Raw genomic sequence first — 15354 nt, forward strand, 5'->3', positions numbered from 1 at the left:
TCCTGTCATTTGTCGTGCACGGCGCAGCGATTAGGACCGATCTCCATCTCCCGCTGCTCCTCTTCGCTAGGCGTTATTTTTCCCATATTCGTTTGGCGTATTTCTTGATAAGCATTCGGCTGGGGCGGCAAGTTCTCGGTGACAGCGCTCCGAAAGTCCTTCTCTTGCTGAATATTCAATCCGGGATTATGAAGGAACAAATCGGATAGCTTGGCCATGACCCGGCCTCCTTCACCTAACTCAGTCACTTTACCGAAGTGGGCCGGCAAGACAATCAAATCCTGTGAAAGCTCTTTATACCGGTTATAGAGCGTATTTCGCAAATCTCCCACCCAATCCTCCGCCTTACCGGCCAAATCAGGACGTCCGATCGACTCAATGAAAAGGATATCCCCGGTTAGCAGATATTGATCATCTATAATAAAAGAGGTGCTTCCGATCGTATGCCCAGGCGAGTAAATCGGTTGGATTCGGAGTGTCGTAGACCCTATCGTGATGCCTTGGCCTTCTTCGAGCTTTTCATAATCGAATGTCACTTCAGTCGCATCTTTTGGCGGAAGCCAATAAGTTGCGCCGGATTGTTCCGCCAGTTTCCTTCCGCCGGAGATGTGGTCGGCATGCAAATGAGTATCCAGGGTATGTTTTATTTGTACCCCCTGCTCCTTGGCAAACTGCTCGAAAACATCCGTCATCCGAAGCGTATCAATAACCGCGGCTTCCCCTTTGGATAGGACCATGTATGACAGGCAACCTTTACCGATTCGGACGAACTGATACAAGGAGCCCCCGTCTTTTAAGTCGCCAATCTTGACAGGTTCCAAATATTCGCTCCATGCCTTCATTCCGCCTTCCAGATAATGCACATCGGTTCGGCCGGCATCAACAATTTGTTCAGCAACAAATTTGGAAGAGCCTTCTTTTGCACAGACAACGAGCAGCTTTTTCCCATCAGGTAGTTTATCAAGAGCTTCGTCCACGCCGTCCAGGAGATCAAAATATGGAATGTTGATTATCTCGACACTCTCACCTTCGATTTTCCAGTCGTTATAGTCATTTTCGTTGCGAACATCCAGAATAAAAATCTCTTCTTTCGCCAAAATGATCCGCGTCAGTTCCTTGGCCGTCATCATATTCATACGATTGGCATCTGTATTCAAGATGGTTCCTCCTTTAGTTAAAATGTCAGGCTGACGTTTGCATCCTTTGCAAAATCCAGGAAAGTGACGGCTCCGCCGACCTCGATTCCTTCAATAAAATCCTCTTTCTTCAGATTCATGACATCCATCGTCATTTGACAAGCAATGATCTTTACTCCCATCTCCTGAGCCATTTCTACTAGCTGGGGAATGGTCGGTATATTCGCTTTCTGAAAGCCTTCCGCCAAATGTTCGGCACCTGCCGGCAATGGTAATTGATGGTGCGCCTCCTTATGGATCAAATTCAAACCTTCAAATGTGAAGAAAATGGCTACTTCAGCATCCGTTGCCGCCGAAGCTGTCGCGATATTAAAAACTTTATAAGCATCAAACAAACCACCGTTACTTGCAATAATTGCTACCTTTGTATTCATATAAATGACCTCCATATTATTTAAATTTAATTTTGTGAATCGTAATTTATCGTGGACCCATTCCAACCCGACATGCCTGATTCCAAATTCTTCACATGCTTAAAGCCTTTTCCGGCAAGCAATTGGCATGCCATATCGCTGCGGTTTCCTGTGCGGCAGACAACAACAATTTCATCGTCCGGGTTAAGCTTGCTTATCCGGTGCTCTAGCTCACCTAAAGGAATAGATACGGCACCTGCAATTCGGTTGAATGCAAATTCAGCCGTTTCCCGTACATCAATTACGGTAACCTTTTCGTTTTCGCTCAACTTTTTTTGCAGCTCATCACTTGAAATGATTAAGGGGTATTTCTTTTCTTCATTCACTTCATTGGGGTTGGCTTTGCGAATGTAATGCTTTAGCACCTCACATTCTTCAACAGTACCGAGATAATGATGGCCTGTATTTTTGGCCCAACCTTGAATATCTGCAATTGAACCTTGATCGGTAGCTTGTACTTCTATGACTTGACCGGCATCAAGCTGATCGATTGCTTTTTTGGTTTTTACAATCGGCATGGGACAGGCAAGTCCTTTACAATCAAGTGTCATATCGGCTGTAATTTCCGGCAATATAAAGAACCTCCTTTTAAATGATGATGTCTTTCGTAAAGAATTTAAATTATATAATACGTATACCCCTATGGGTATAATACAAAGATAAAAAACTATTGTCAATCTAAGACCCCATAGCAAAAAATACCAACTTTAATTTCACTAAAGAGAAATTTAAAAACAGGTGGCGTTGAAAAAGACCTGCATTTGATTGCAGGTCTTTTGTTACAATTTAAAAAATGAGCTTGTTATTGAAGGAAACTTCATCAGCTACTTGAGATTTAATGTAATCAAATAATTGTATTTGGCAGCGTGCTTAAGCTCATCCAATATGATTCCGTATACCGTGTCTTTATAAATGCCGACAGGTAAACCAAACCAAATGTTTCGATACCGTTCCACTGCGCCCAGCTCGCCCATCAAAGCACGCTGTAGCCCTTCCTTATAAGATTGGACTTTCACATATTGCTCATTGCTAATGCCTGTAATTTCTTGTCCTGTGAGAGCCCGGTACATCTCCCTGAACATTTTATTATGGCCTCGCTCATCGTTACGAATGCTTTCGATAATAGCCACTTGTTCTTTGGTAGGAGCCAAATTGATCAATTCATCATAAAACAATTCATCGTTACGCTCCCCCTGTACCGCTTCCTTGATCATTTGTAATGCTTGCGGAAATCCGGTGTTCCAGATTGGAACGAATTCGGACCTCATATAATAGTATCTTCCCCAACCAGAAGGAAATGGATACAAGTTTAATACCTCCCAACATTTATTTGTTGGAAGTATATGCACATAAGCCCAGGTCGGTTCCTCAAACGACTATTTCAAGGCTGTAACAAGCCTCTCCTCTTCCCATATCGCTTCCAGACTTGAAAGCGAATTTCAAGTTCATAAATGTGTATTTATGTAAAATTTAGAAGGTAAAACCTTTAATTTGAGAAGTTAAAATGTATGCGTTTTCATTCTATAATTTTCTATGAAAGGAGGTAAAAGGAAAGATAGAATCATAGTTTCACAGAATTAGTTTGGGCCTCATGAAAACACATGCCAAGAAGGATCAGGTAGGTAAAAGGTAGGTAAAAAGTAGGGACAAAAAAATTCAGGAGGTAATGACATGATCAAGTTTAATAGGAAAGTCTTGACGCTAGTATTAACGGTTGCAATGAGTTTCAGTATGTTTGCAATAACCGCAAGTGCGAACACCTATTGGCAAAATTGGACCGACGGCGGCGGGACGGTAAATGCGGTCAACGGGTCCGGCGGCAATTACAGTGTTTCATGGCAAAATACCGGGAATTTTGTTGTCGGCAAAGGTTGGGCTACCGGATCTCCAACCAGAACCATTAACTACAATGCCGGTGTCTGGGCACCGTCAGGCAATGCGTATTTAACACTCTATGGGTGGACGAGAAACTCGCTCATCGAATACTACGTTGTCGATAGCTGGGGCACCTATAGACCTACCGGAACGTATAAAGGCACCGTGACTAGCGATGGAGGCACCTATGACATATATACCACGATGCGGTACAACGCTCCTTCTATTGACGGCACGCAAACCTTCCAACAGTTCTGGAGTGTAAGACAATCGAAAAGAGCGACCGGAAGTAACGTCGCCATCACTTTCAGCAACCATGTGAACGCCTGGAAGAGTAAAGGAATGAATTTGGGAAGCAGTTGGTCTTACCAAGTATTGGCGACTGAGGGATATCAGAGCAGCGGGAGTTCAAACGTAACGGTGTGGTAACGGGTTAATCTTTGATTTTGCTGGGGCCGTTCGGTCTCACGGCCAACGGCCTCCATTCATTTCAAAAGCCCCTCCCCTTCTTACTACCGGAATATTGCTGTTCCCATCATTTTAAAGGAGATCTGTCGATGAGAAAGCTACTCTTTTTACTGCTGATCGCTATAACGCTTGTTGCCACCGCTTGTTCCCAGGAAAAACAGGATAAGAACAATTCCCTAGTATTCGTCGAGGGCGGAACCTTCAAAAACACTAAGTCTAACTTCTATGGAAAAAGCATCAGTTTATCGAATTTTTATATCGGAAAATACGAGGTGACCCAAAAAGAATGGGTTGAGGTCATGGGAAGCAATCCATCCCAATTCATCGGCGATGATTTGCCGGTAGAAATGGTAAGTTGGTATGACGTTGTGGAGTACTGTAATGCGAGGAGCATAAAAGAAGGTTTAAAACCTTATTACAATATAGATAAGAGTACTAAAGACCCGAATAATATGAGTGAGAACGATAATATAAAATGGACCGTAACGATCAATGCGGAAGCTGATGGATACCGCTTGCCGACGGAAGCGGAATGGGAATATGCCGCAGCCGGAGGCCAAAGAAGCAAAAGTTACACTTACAGCGGAAGCAATAAGGCGGATGATGTGACATGGTTCTGGAGAAATACCGGTGATAAATACCTGAAGGGAGATTGGAATTGGCCCGTCATAGAAAACAACCATAACCAGACAAAATCCGTCGGGCTCAAGAAACCCAATGAATTAGGACTTTACGATATGTCAGGCAATGTCAGGGAGTGGTGTTGGAGCTGGTACGGAGAGAATTTGGATAATGACACCGGTTCCTTCCGAAGTGTTAAAGGCGGTGGTTGGATCGGCGACATCGGAAGCAGCGAGATATCATTTCGGGGCAAGTTTGAAGCAAACGGCTTTGGTCCCGATCAGGGCTTTCGCGTGAGCCGCAATGGGTAAACGGAAACGATGCAGTTCCAGATTGAATACTCGTTTTTGACCGCAGACGGATTGCACTAAAAGAAAAAGGCTCATGACGTTTAATGCCACGAACCTTTATGGAACCAATGATTTTGTATTCTGCTGATCACATCTATCGTTGTACTCTCAATTGCCGCCCTTCCGTGTTGCATGGATCATGACTTCAGCTCAACGCCCTTGGGAAGAACGGATTTCACTTTGTCCCTTACCTCAGGATTGGTCCGCAATTCTTCGCCCAGTAGTACGACGATACCGGAGTCGTCCCGCGAACGGATCAGACGGCCGATGCCTTGGCGAAGCCGCAACAGCATGTATGGCATGTCCACCTCATTAAAGGGGTCGGCAACAGCTTTTCGCCGGGCGTTAAATACTGGGTCATGCGGCGGGAATGGCAGCGACCAGATAATCACGTTCATAAGCGACGGCCCCGGAACATCGAGCCCCTCCCATAGGCTGACCGCGCACAAGACGCTTTCTTCCTCCTGCTGGAATGCCGAGATCAGATGGCTGATTTCTCCGTCGCCTTCATAATAGATCGACATCCCGCCCAGCTTCGGTTCGGCCTTCACGTGTTCCTTGAACAAACGAAGCTCTTCTCGGGTCCGGAAAAGAATGAGTGCTCTGCCACCCGTTTGCTGAAGAAGCCGTACCGCCTCCTTCATCTTCCCATCGAAGCCTTCGGAAAGAGGCCATGTCGGTGCCAGTACCTCCATTTGCTCCTGATAGGCATAAGGTGAATCCACTGAAAAGGACAGGAAGCTTTCAACGCCAAGACTGTCCGCCATATAACGGAAAGAGCTGTCCACCGACATGGTCGCCGAAGAAAAAATGACCGGCATTTTAAGATGAAAAACCTGCGTTTTCAACAACTCTTTAACCGTACCCGGCATGACAGAGAGCATAAGCCCTTCCGGGCTGTCCTCCACCCAACAGATCACCGTTGATTCCGATTGCTCAAACAGAAGGAGCGCTTTTTGCATCATTTCCATATGTTCCTCGACGATACGAAGCTGATAATGGTCCAGCGTATACAGCTCACCTTCAAAGACAAGCTCCTCTTCTATCGCCGAAAGCAAGTCACGGAACCGTCGCACTTCACTAAGCAGCGTTTCGTTCAAGATGATTTCTCTGCGGTCCGATCCCGCAACGGAATGATTGTATCGTCCGAACGCATGAAACATAACTTCGCTCTGCACGATTGAATCATCAATTAGCACGGCCAGGGATTCGCGGATTTCATTTTGCAGGAGGCGCGTAATTAATTCTTCAAAGGTCGCATGCTTCATTTTATAGCCGAACGCCTTCATGGCCGCCGATTCCAACAGATGACCCTCATCGAATACAACGGAGGAATGCTCCGGCAAGAGCGGCAGCTGTCCCTCCCGTTTGCGGCCATCATAGGTCCACACATGCTCCAGATAATAATCATGCGAGCAGATGATGACATCGGTAGAGCGCCGGTAATGATCTCGGGACAATGTCTGTCCGCAGCGGTGACGGCGGTCGCAGGTGAAGCAGTCCTGGAAGGAATCCCAATTGACCGTATTCCACTGTTCGTCGTTTAACTGCGGATAATTTCTTCGGTCTCCGTAAGCATGAAATGCCTGCATTGGTGCAGAGGAATAGACAAAACCGGGCAGGCTAGCCGCAATTTCTTCCCAATTCACATCCGCCTTGGCATGAATTCTCGCCTGATCCAGTTTCTTAAGGCACAGATATTGATCCGGAGATTTACCCAGCCGCGCATCGATGTTCAAATCCAGGTGTCTGGCCAGCTTCGCGATATCGCCCTCCGGTTTGACCAACTGCTCAATCAAAGACTCGTCCGCACAGGCAATGATCGCGGGCTTTCGCGTGTATCGTGCGTAACATACCGCATACAGAAGATACGCCAGCGTTTTCCCTGTGCCTACCCCCGCTTCGGCGAAAATCGTCTTTTTGTCGGCGAATGCTTTTTCCAATTGAAACGCCATATAGATCTGCTCATCCCGAACTTCAAAACCCGCTTCCGGCAACAGCTCGTAAAATACGTCCGCAATCCAGTCCGCAGCTTGCTGAATAAATGGTGTTCCGGGATCATAAGTAAATGGGTAAGATTCCACGTGTTTAACTACCTCTGCTTTCTTGCTCCTAAGGTTCAATTAGTTTCTAATACATAGTCTTTCGAATTTTCAAAATTCCAGCATATCATTGTCATTGATCTCGCGCAACACTGGCATAAAAAAAAGGCAACCGTTGCCGGCTGCCTCCCTTATTTTATTCAGCTATCCCTTTTGACCTTGTATTATTTACTGATGGGCTGACCTGCAAAAGCTTGAGCCTGTAACGGAGCTGTCAGGAATTGTGCTGCTGGAGCAACGAACGCCTGAAAATGGCTGCTTGCATTGTGAGCCGCTACTGCTTCTTGGTCTTTCCACTGTTCGATCATGAGATAGGTATCATCCTGATCCGTATCCTTCAGAAGCTTATACGATACATTCCCTGCTTCCGCGCGGGATGCTTCAATAAGTTCTTGTACGGACTCCAGAAATTCCGCTTCTACTTCGCGATTAACTTTCATTTCTGCATGAATAATAATCATCGTAGTTAGAGCCTCACTTCCACTGCGCAATTCGGTCAATAGGAAGACGACTGGTCTTGCGCGGCTCTTTAGCCGCTTTACCTACGGAAATGAGCATAACCGGTACATAGCGGTCCTTTTCCATACCAAAGGCTTCAGCAATACGGGATTTGTCATATCCGCCAATCGGGTTTGTATCATATCCGTGGGCACGAGCGGAAAGCATAAGCTGCATGGATACCAGGCCGCCGTCAATAAGAATCATTTCGCGAAAAGCCTGGGCCGGGATACGGCCGAAAAGATCAGTATAGTTAGCCATGATTTGTTCTTTAATCTCTTGTGGCATAAAGCCCTTTTCCACATCAGTACTCATAATATAGTCAGCATTGTCAAATGCGTTCATATCGCCGAACACAGCAATGACTGCAGATGAGGTTGTAACTTGGTTTTTGTTGCCTGGCGCAAGCTCTTCAAGCGTTGATTTACCTTCCGGGCTATCAATGACAAGGAATCTCCATGGTTGAAGATTAACGGACGACGGGGCCAAAGTCGCTTCTTCCAACATTTCGGTCATTTCCTCGCGGCTAATTTTGACCGATGGATCGTATACGCGCACAGAGTGCCGGGTAGAAATAATTTCTTTAAAATCATTGCTTAGGGTAGTTGCAGTCATGTTATTCTCTCCTAATCTCTATAGTTAATTGGTTTTACGGTTTATTTCATTTGTTGAATCTGGCTGTTCAGCTTCTGCAGACCTTGAATTAATCCAAGTCGTTCCGATTCCGTGAGGTCTGCCTGCAATTCCTCCAGAAACCGCTCTTTCTCCTCTTTAAACTTCACTACCTTACTCCTGCCTTCCTCGGTCAGCTGAACTAACGTAATCCGGTTGTCGCTCTCCGACCTAGTCCGCAGAAGAATCCCTTCCGCTTCCAATTGCTGAACATGGCGGGTCACTGCAGCTGGATCTATAGACACGGCTTTCTGCAGATCCGACTGGCTAATTTGGCCAACCGTCAGCTTGCAAAGGAGTTCGAGCCGGTTGGGACTAACTCCAGCACATCTTTCAAACCGGGTCGCAATATGCTTGTTTAAATGCATAAGCAAGTAAAGCAGATCATCCGTATGACATGTAGAGATGATATTAACCTCCTTCGACTCATTGACCCGTCAATGGTTGATGGGTCAATGATAAATCATTCTTTTCAGAAAATCAAGAACTTTTCTGGAAAAGTTCCTAATAATAATTTCTACTTTTTATATAAAAATGGTCGTAGGCTTATATACTGGTTCAATGCCATCAGGGTGACTCGTTCGATTTTTCGGCATATGCTAATCAAAAACAAGAGGTGATACTCTTCATAATGAAATACAAAAGCAGCACGATCAAGAGTAAGTGGACGAAAACCCAATGGTTGCTTAAAGATAGCTATATTAAAAAGTATATCCCCATCACCTTACCCTTTAACAAAAAAAATCTTTCCAGCATGCTTGCCGACCACACCACCGTCTTCTTTAAACCCACAAATGGATCGGGCGGAAATAACATTATTCGTATCAGTAAAACCGCCGGTGGCTACCAAACCCAGTTGAACACAACTAAAAGATCGTACTCAACTACAACGCAGTTGTATCGTGATCTGAACCGCTTTGCGGGGACCAGACCTTATCTTTTGCAAAAAGGAATTCGCTTAGCCAAAAGTAACGGAAAGCCATTCGATGTCCGGGTTATGGTTCAGAAAACCAAACAAGGAACTTGGACCAGCACCGCCCTCTTCACCAAAGTCGGCAATCCGAAAAAGGTAGCCACCAATTATAATCAAGGCGGCACTATCGGAACATTCCACAATACAATGAATGGTGCCAAATTCAGTTCCGCCTTCACTCCACAGCTCGAGTCGGATCTCAAAAGACTTGGCGTTGCCGTTGGCAAAAATTTTGATCGAAATTATAAAGGATTCAAAGAACTCGGTCTGGATGTGGCAATTGACTCCAAAGGTAAAGCCTGGATTCTGGAAGTGAACACTCGGCCGCAAATATACCCGCTTAAAGCATTAAAAGATAAGAGCATTTATAAAAAAATTCTGTCTTACGGGAAGCAATATGGACGTTATAAATAGCGAAAGCTATCCGGATTAGGAAATAGGAAGCCGCATTTTCCTGCGGCTTCCTGATAAGAAGTCTAACTATTCCTTTTTATCTCTACGGGAGAGGAGCCCCTGTTCAAACGCATAGCGTGTTAACTGGACTCTATTTTGAAGTTGCAGCTTTTGAAGTATGTTCTTCAAGTGATTTTTGACGGTATGCTCCGAAATCACCAGTTTTTCTGCAATTTCTTTATTGGTCAGGCCATCCGCAACATTACTTAATATTTCTTGTTCTCTAAACGTCAAAGATTCATCAACTTCTTTATTATTAGCAAGTGATACATCCTTTAAAATTTCAAAAGCAAGCTCCCGGCTTAAAGGAGTTTCTTCATTCACGATGGAGTTTAAGTACTTGATCCAGGTTGAGGGTGCCAGATTTTTGAGCAGATAACCTTGCGCTCCTCGTTTTAAAGCTTCCAAAAGATGAAACATGTCATCCGAAACGGTGATCATGACAATTTTCACGTAAGGAAAACGCAGCTTGATGCGCTGCGTTGTTTCCAACCCATCCATGTCAGGCATTTGAATATCCATTAATATCAAATCAGGCATCCATTGTTCCGTGAAATCTATAGCTTCTTGGCCGCTTGCGACAACGCCTACAATTTCATACCTGTCGTCCGTAGCAATGATTTCACATATTGCTTCCCTTGCATGGGCATGGTCATCAACGACTAATACTCGTGTCTTCAATCCTCCCCTCCTCCTTTTTGTATCTCAAGTGTTGTCAACGCATGATGATTAAAAATTCGAAGCTGCCATTTCATATCTTCTGCACGATCCTTCATAATGTTCAAACCGTAACTTTCTTTTGAATCTATAATTTCTTCTCGAAATCCATCTCCATTATCTTTAATGGTTACTACCCACCCCGCTTCATCTCCTTGTGCAACAATCCAGCCCTTCGATGCACGAGCGTGCTTCTGGATATTTACAACAGCTTCACGAATACAGGCTAATATTTCAATTTTTTCCTTCGGAGTCATAACATTCTCTTTAATGTTCCAATCTAATTCGATTGGAATAAGTACTTCATCAGCAATTTGCTTGACTTTATCTTCTAAAGTTTCCTTCAGAACAACTTCACTATTGGTATTGGTCGAATATTTAAGGTTCGCTATGGCTTGTCTTACATATCTGTTCACTTCATGAACAGTCTTTCGAACTGCATAGACTGCGTCTTCATGCTTATTTCGATCTGTTGTAAATTCAAGTTGATCAACCTTAACGGATAGTAAAAAAAGCGACTGGGCTATTCCGTCGTGAAGCTCTTTGGCCAGCTGTTCACGCGCCTGGAGCGCTGCCTTTTGTGCCCGCTCAGCCTGAAGTTCTTGTTGAATCTTTTCCAGTTGAGAGAACAATTGGTTGAGAAGAGTCACACTAACAAGGTATACTAAAATTGGCGTAAGCCAGTTCCCCAAATCCATGGAAATGTACGGCATTAGAAATTGGTGTCGGACATATTCCCATAATCCTACTATCAAAGTCGGTACGAATAAAATCATCCACTTGATTTGTTTATAAGTCACGCCCGAACACTCCTCAAACATCTAATCTATATTTATATTTATATCAAAGCATATCGTAATCTCAAGGAAAAGAGGATTAAATTAAATTTAATCCTCTTTTGCGGTTTCAAGATAATTATACAGTTGATTTTCGCTGCTTATTTCACCAATAATCGAGTGCGCGATGTTACCTTCCTTTTCAAGGATATAAGTAACCGGCAAGCCTGTAACTGCGTACATTCCTGATATTTTACCGGTAACGTCAATAATGACAGGGAAATCGAATTGATGCTGGGTCAAAAACTCATTCACGGTTCCTTTGGATTCCCCAACATTTACAAACAAGGTTACGACATCGGAATCGCTATCTTGGAATACACGATTAATGAGCGGCATTTCGTTCACGCAGGGTCCACACCAGGACGCCCAAAAATTGATCACAACGGACTTTCCGCGAAAATCTGAGAGTGTGACCTTTTCTCCAAGTGTATTTGTAGCTTGAAAATCAGGTGCGGTCGCTCCGATACTCAGACGTTCGGTTGATGCTTTGTCCTCATTCTTTTGACTTGTGGGTACAACAACCCAAATAACTGCTAATAATGCAAATAGGCCGATGAAAAAGGTCAATCCAAATCGAAAATTAATCTTCATTTTCATCTTTTACTTTCTCTTTCTTTGTGATGAGCTCCATACTATAATGAAATGCTTTATGTAAAGGAAATTCACCAAACAACTGACTATACTCCTCTACTGAACCCTCACCGCAGTTTTGTCCTTCATTCAAAAAGATGACATAGTCCGCCAGTTCTTCGGCAATATCCAGTTGGTGGGTGGAAAAGAGAACCGTCTGCCCTTCCGTTTTAACGACTTTCACAAGGTTCACAAATTCCTTCATCCAATAAGGGTCAAGGCCATTGGTCGGCTCGTCCATGATCAGCAATGCGGGCTTGGACAAAATCGCTTGGGCAAAGAGGACACGCTGCCGCATCCCTTTGGAAAATGTGCTGACGAGTTTGTTCTTTTTATCAGCCAAACCAACAAGGCTTAATACTTCATGCACTCTTTGTTCAGGCATTTCACGTAATGAGGCCCAGAAGGACAAAATCTCTTGGGCCGTCATTCCTTGCGGAAACTGAAAATCATCGGGCATATATCCAATTTGTTCAGCGAACTTCTTTCTGTCGTTCTTCCATTGTAACCCGCTAACGACGATATTTCCGGAGGTGGGCTGAAGAATCCCAGCAACCATGCGCAGAACGGTGCTTTTTCCCGCCCCATTACCGCCGCATAATCCAACAATACTACCTTTTTCAAGCTCAAAGGAAATATCCTGAACAATCTTTTGACTTTTAATTGTTTTATTAATATTTGATGCGATAACAAAGGGTTCAGGCACGGGGCCTCCTCCTTTCCCAGATCCAGCAAACACATGTTAAGCTAAAAAGCAACCAGATTAAGAAGAGAACGAAAAATGAAAAACTGCCGTTAGAACTGTGAATCCAGCTTACCCATTTGTAATATTCAGGTCCAAGAACAGCGCCGCCCCCAAGCTTGATCACAACAAACAGTCTTACGAATTCCGCCGGATTCAAGAACGTGAATATAATGAGAAGCGGTTTGATCCATAAGTATGGAAGCAGCCCCAGGACAGCGATTAATATCGTCGGCCAAGCAATGACCGTAAAGAACCAGATCATGACGGATATCGTCAATGCTTGCCAACGATTTTTTGCCAAAGAGCCGATCCATAGCGCGATCGTTAAGAATAGTAGAATCAGTCCGCATGAAAATGATAAAAAGAGCAGATATGTATTAATATCGAACATTTTACCAATCAATGCGGTAATTAATCCCATTAATCCATAACCAAAGGAAATGATAGTCAACAATACGACGGACAAACCGATGTACTTTCCCAACATAAAGGAAATCGTTCCAAGTGGATAGGTAGATAGCAACTGCCAGCTTCCCTCTTCTTTTTCGGCAGTTAATGAGAAGGATCCCAGAAATAGTGACATTAAGGGAAGTAAATATAATGTTAAACTTAACATCGAACCGGTAACACCGGAGTAGCCGCTGATCTCATTTTGAGAATTGACTAATAATAAACTCAGGCTGAACACGGAGAACAATATTAAGAATGAGTACGCCCAAGGGTTTCGAAATCCAATCTTGATTTCTTTTTTTGCAACCTGCAGCATATCCGACATGGCGATCAATGTCCTGATTTGTCTTCGCTCATATTACCATCATGGGTGTGGGAATGATCATGGCCTTCTCCGTCGCTATGCATGTCCATCATGTCATTACTTTGTTCCCATGTATGGTTAGCGAGTTCCTCCGAGCTCAGCATTTGGCCCACACCCTGCTCCTGAATAAATTGTTCCGCGGATTTTTGGTCTTTAAAACTTATAAGCCCATATGCCATAGGCGTACGAATGGAGGCGTCATAGACATAAGCTGCTTTGCCGTATTCGATCCATTCTTTATCATTGTAGTCACGGACATACGCCATTCCGATTTCACTGGTGCCATTTTTCGATTTCCATTCATTCATGCATCCGATATCGTCAAACTTGAGGCTCTTGCCTTCCTTCGTTACGATTTGGGTTGCAAAAGCATCATCCTTGACCTGCATGTTACAGATTACGCATACATCGACATCCTCATTGATAGCTTGAGGTTGATACGTTTTCTTTCCACAGCCGGTGATGGCAATTAAGACTAAAACTAAACTCAAAGCAAAGATTCCCTTTTTCATGTTTTTTGCCCCCTTGAATAGAGTATGGTTAATATGGATATCAACAACAGCATTGAAGAAACTATCATCAAGAAAACTTTATCTGGAAGCGGTTTGTCCTCAACGATAGAGTTCGATGTCAGTACGGGTTGATTCAGTTTCAGTCTCGGCGAACTGTCCGTGGTCCAGCTATGCTGATTATCTTGCTCATACATTCCGCTTAAGAAACTGATTCCAGGCGATTGAAAAAAAAGTTGAAAGGCCGGAGTTTCAGAAATTAAATTGCGGTAGAACGGGTTGATTGAATATTGGATATCGCTATTCCCATCATTGTTCATATCGAGAACCTGGGCAGTATCCCAAAAGTTTTGCTCAATTTGATTTGATTCGCTATCCATTGCTTCCGCCTCAATAACATTGGCAACAAAATCATTGTCATGAATGAAGTTTTTCTCTGCGTTTACAAATTGGATGCCTACAAAATTTCTGTAAATGGAGTTGTTTCTCAGTTCGTTTTGACTGGAACGTTCAAGATAGATTCCGACACGGTTCCCTTCAATATCATTCTTTTCAACGATAGATCTTTGAACGTCATAAAGCAGAATGCCTTGCGAATTTACATTGTTCCTTTGCTTGACGAAGGAGTTGTCCGAAACTACTACATCGCGTACACCCATAATCATTGCTCCGGTGACATTGTATTCGCCGATATTTCCGATAATTTTTGTTCCATCATTATACATGCAATGAATGCCATAACGTGATCCCAATATTTTGTTTTTAAAGATGTTCAAATCCTTGCTGTTATCCAGATAAATTCCGTCCCGCATATTCACGATCCTATTGTTTTCGATTCGGGTATCACTTGAGTTGAAAAGGTCAATTCCATTTCCCTTCTCTCCTAAGGTGGAAGGTCCTTGACTACTATCCCAAGAGATCAAGTTATCTTCCAATACGCCATCGACGGAATCGCGTAAAAGAATTCCATATCCGCGTGTTGTGATCTTTAAATTTCTTAAAACGACTCCATTTGCTTGAACAGAAACGGCTGTGGATTCTTCGCCTGATTGCTTTTGTAAGACTCGGATTCCCTGAACGGTTACCCCTTCAGCTTGTATGGTTATTGCAGGTTCAAGAGATTCGTTGATTAGCGAAACACCCTCCAAGGCCTGAATAGTTAATTTCTTATTAATCAAGATTGGTCCGGAAAACTCCGCATCCGATAACACAATGCTTTCCCCAGGCTTCGCCCTGTCGACAATTTCTTGAAGTGAAGGAATAGATCCTTCATCAGCATCTACTTCTGTTAAATCCCAAGATAGATTAATTAATATAGCTGCAAAAGCAATGCAAATGAATGGGCTCTTTCTTATAAATGTATATTTTAGGTTAGTGAAATGGATAGTTATCCTCCTTTCCAGTAGAGTATTTTTAATAATTCTCTCCACAAAAAGAATAAATCAAACCAATACGGTATGATATAGCTCATTCGAGTGA

18 protein-coding genes are annotated in these 15354 nt (G+C 43.6%); 3 read left to right on the top strand and 15 right to left on the bottom strand.

Going from position 1 to position 15354, the window contains the following annotated elements; genetic code table 11:
• Positions 1–5: 5 nt before the first annotated feature.
• From KJS57_RS13745 to KJS57_RS13760, 4 genes are all read right to left on the bottom strand, one after another.
• Positions 6–1136: an MBL fold metallo-hydrolase gene (locus KJS57_RS13745; RefSeq protein ID WP_211020951.1), complete on the bottom strand. Its 1131-nt coding sequence runs from the start codon at positions 1134–1136 to the stop codon at positions 6–8.
• A 38-nt stretch (positions 1137–1174) separates the two neighbouring features.
• Positions 1175–1570: a DsrE/DsrF/DrsH-like family protein gene (locus KJS57_RS13750; protein ID WP_213655232.1), complete on the bottom strand. Its 396-nt coding sequence runs from the start codon at positions 1568–1570 to the stop codon at positions 1175–1177.
• A 26-nt stretch (positions 1571–1596) separates the two neighbouring features.
• On the bottom strand, positions 1597–2160 hold the full coding sequence (locus KJS57_RS13755) for a sulfurtransferase TusA family protein (RefSeq protein ID WP_213655352.1): 564 nt from the start codon (positions 2158–2160) through the stop codon (positions 1597–1599).
• Between the two features lie 273 nt (positions 2161–2433).
• Complete coding sequence (locus tag KJS57_RS13760) at positions 2434–2877, bottom strand: ferritin-like domain-containing protein (RefSeq protein WP_211020490.1); 444 nt, start codon at positions 2875–2877, stop codon at positions 2434–2436.
• 403 nt (positions 2878–3280) lie between these two features.
• Between KJS57_RS13760 and xynA the strand changes: the two genes are divergently transcribed.
• The gene (gene xynA / locus KJS57_RS13765; RefSeq protein WP_211020489.1) at positions 3281–3913 is read left to right on the top strand and encodes an endo-1,4-beta-xylanase XynA; all 633 of its coding nucleotides are present in this window, start codon (positions 3281–3283) and stop codon (positions 3911–3913) included.
• Between the two features lie 128 nt (positions 3914–4041).
• Positions 4042–4884 (top strand): formylglycine-generating enzyme family protein, encoded by an 843-nt coding sequence (locus KJS57_RS13770; RefSeq protein ID WP_213655233.1) that lies wholly within the window; start codon positions 4042–4044, stop codon positions 4882–4884.
• A 176-nt stretch (positions 4885–5060) separates the two neighbouring features.
• Here KJS57_RS13770 and KJS57_RS13775 read toward each other — a convergent pair whose 3' ends face one another.
• The 4 genes from KJS57_RS13775 to KJS57_RS13790 all read right to left on the bottom strand — a co-directional run bounded on the left by KJS57_RS13775 (position 5061) and on the right by KJS57_RS13790 (position 8563).
• Positions 5061–7007: an ATP-dependent DNA helicase gene (locus tag KJS57_RS13775; RefSeq protein WP_213655234.1), complete on the bottom strand. Its 1947-nt coding sequence runs from the start codon at positions 7005–7007 to the stop codon at positions 5061–5063.
• Positions 7008–7189: 182 nt separating this feature from the next.
• Positions 7190–7486 carry a putative quinol monooxygenase gene (locus tag KJS57_RS13780; protein WP_213655235.1) on the bottom strand — a complete coding sequence of 99 codons (297 nt, stop codon included), beginning with the start codon at positions 7484–7486 and terminating at the stop codon, positions 7190–7192.
• 13 nt (positions 7487–7499) lie between these two features.
• Positions 7500–8138, bottom strand: coding sequence for a nitroreductase family protein (locus tag KJS57_RS13785; RefSeq protein WP_211020485.1), 639 nt, complete (start codon positions 8136–8138; stop codon positions 7500–7502).
• A gap of 41 nt (positions 8139–8179) precedes the next feature.
• Positions 8180–8563, bottom strand: a complete 384-nt coding sequence (locus tag KJS57_RS13790) for a MarR family winged helix-turn-helix transcriptional regulator (RefSeq protein ID WP_213655353.1) — start codon at positions 8561–8563, stop codon at positions 8180–8182.
• Positions 8564–8826: 263 nt separating this feature from the next.
• Here KJS57_RS13790 and KJS57_RS13795 point away from each other — a divergent pair, with 263 nt between their 5' ends.
• Complete coding sequence (locus tag KJS57_RS13795) at positions 8827–9582, top strand: YheC/YheD family protein (protein WP_213655236.1); 756 nt, start codon at positions 8827–8829, stop codon at positions 9580–9582.
• Between the two features lie 66 nt (positions 9583–9648).
• Here the strand turns inward: KJS57_RS13795 and KJS57_RS13800 are convergent, their stop codons facing one another.
• From KJS57_RS13800 to KJS57_RS13830, 7 genes are all read right to left on the bottom strand, one after another.
• Positions 9649–10302: a response regulator gene (locus tag KJS57_RS13800; RefSeq protein WP_211020483.1), complete on the bottom strand. Its 654-nt coding sequence runs from the start codon at positions 10300–10302 to the stop codon at positions 9649–9651.
• Positions 10299–11138, bottom strand: coding sequence for a sensor histidine kinase (locus KJS57_RS13805; protein WP_211020482.1), 840 nt, complete (start codon positions 11136–11138; stop codon positions 10299–10301). Before KJS57_RS13805 ends, KJS57_RS13800 begins: the two co-directional genes overlap by 4 nt.
• 87 nt (positions 11139–11225) lie before the next feature.
• Positions 11226–11774 carry a TlpA family protein disulfide reductase gene (locus KJS57_RS13810; RefSeq protein WP_213655237.1) on the bottom strand — a complete coding sequence of 183 codons (549 nt, stop codon included), beginning with the start codon at positions 11772–11774 and terminating at the stop codon, positions 11226–11228.
• A complete protein-coding gene (locus tag KJS57_RS13815) occupies positions 11758–12513 on the bottom strand; it encodes an ABC transporter ATP-binding protein (RefSeq protein WP_213655238.1) in 756 nt (251 codons plus the stop codon). Before KJS57_RS13815 ends, KJS57_RS13810 begins: the two co-directional genes overlap by 17 nt.
• Entirely contained in the window at positions 12506–13327 is an 822-nt protein-coding gene (locus KJS57_RS13820) for an ABC transporter permease (RefSeq protein WP_213655239.1), read from the bottom strand. The genes KJS57_RS13815 and KJS57_RS13820 overlap by 8 nt, the downstream gene beginning before the upstream one ends.
• 5 nt (positions 13328–13332) lie before the next feature.
• Positions 13333–13878 (bottom strand): nitrous oxide reductase accessory protein NosL, encoded by a 546-nt coding sequence (locus KJS57_RS13825; protein WP_213655240.1) that lies wholly within the window; start codon positions 13876–13878, stop codon positions 13333–13335.
• On the bottom strand, positions 13875–15305 hold the full coding sequence (locus KJS57_RS13830; protein WP_244861537.1) for a right-handed parallel beta-helix repeat-containing protein: 1431 nt from the start codon (positions 15303–15305) through the stop codon (positions 13875–13877). Before KJS57_RS13830 ends, KJS57_RS13825 begins: the two co-directional genes overlap by 4 nt.
• Between the last annotated feature and the right edge of the window lie 49 nt (positions 15306–15354).

Source organism: Paenibacillus vini (genome assembly GCF_018403325.1).
In the GTDB taxonomy this organism is placed as follows: Bacteria; Bacillota; Bacilli; order Paenibacillales; family Paenibacillaceae; genus Fontibacillus; species Fontibacillus vini.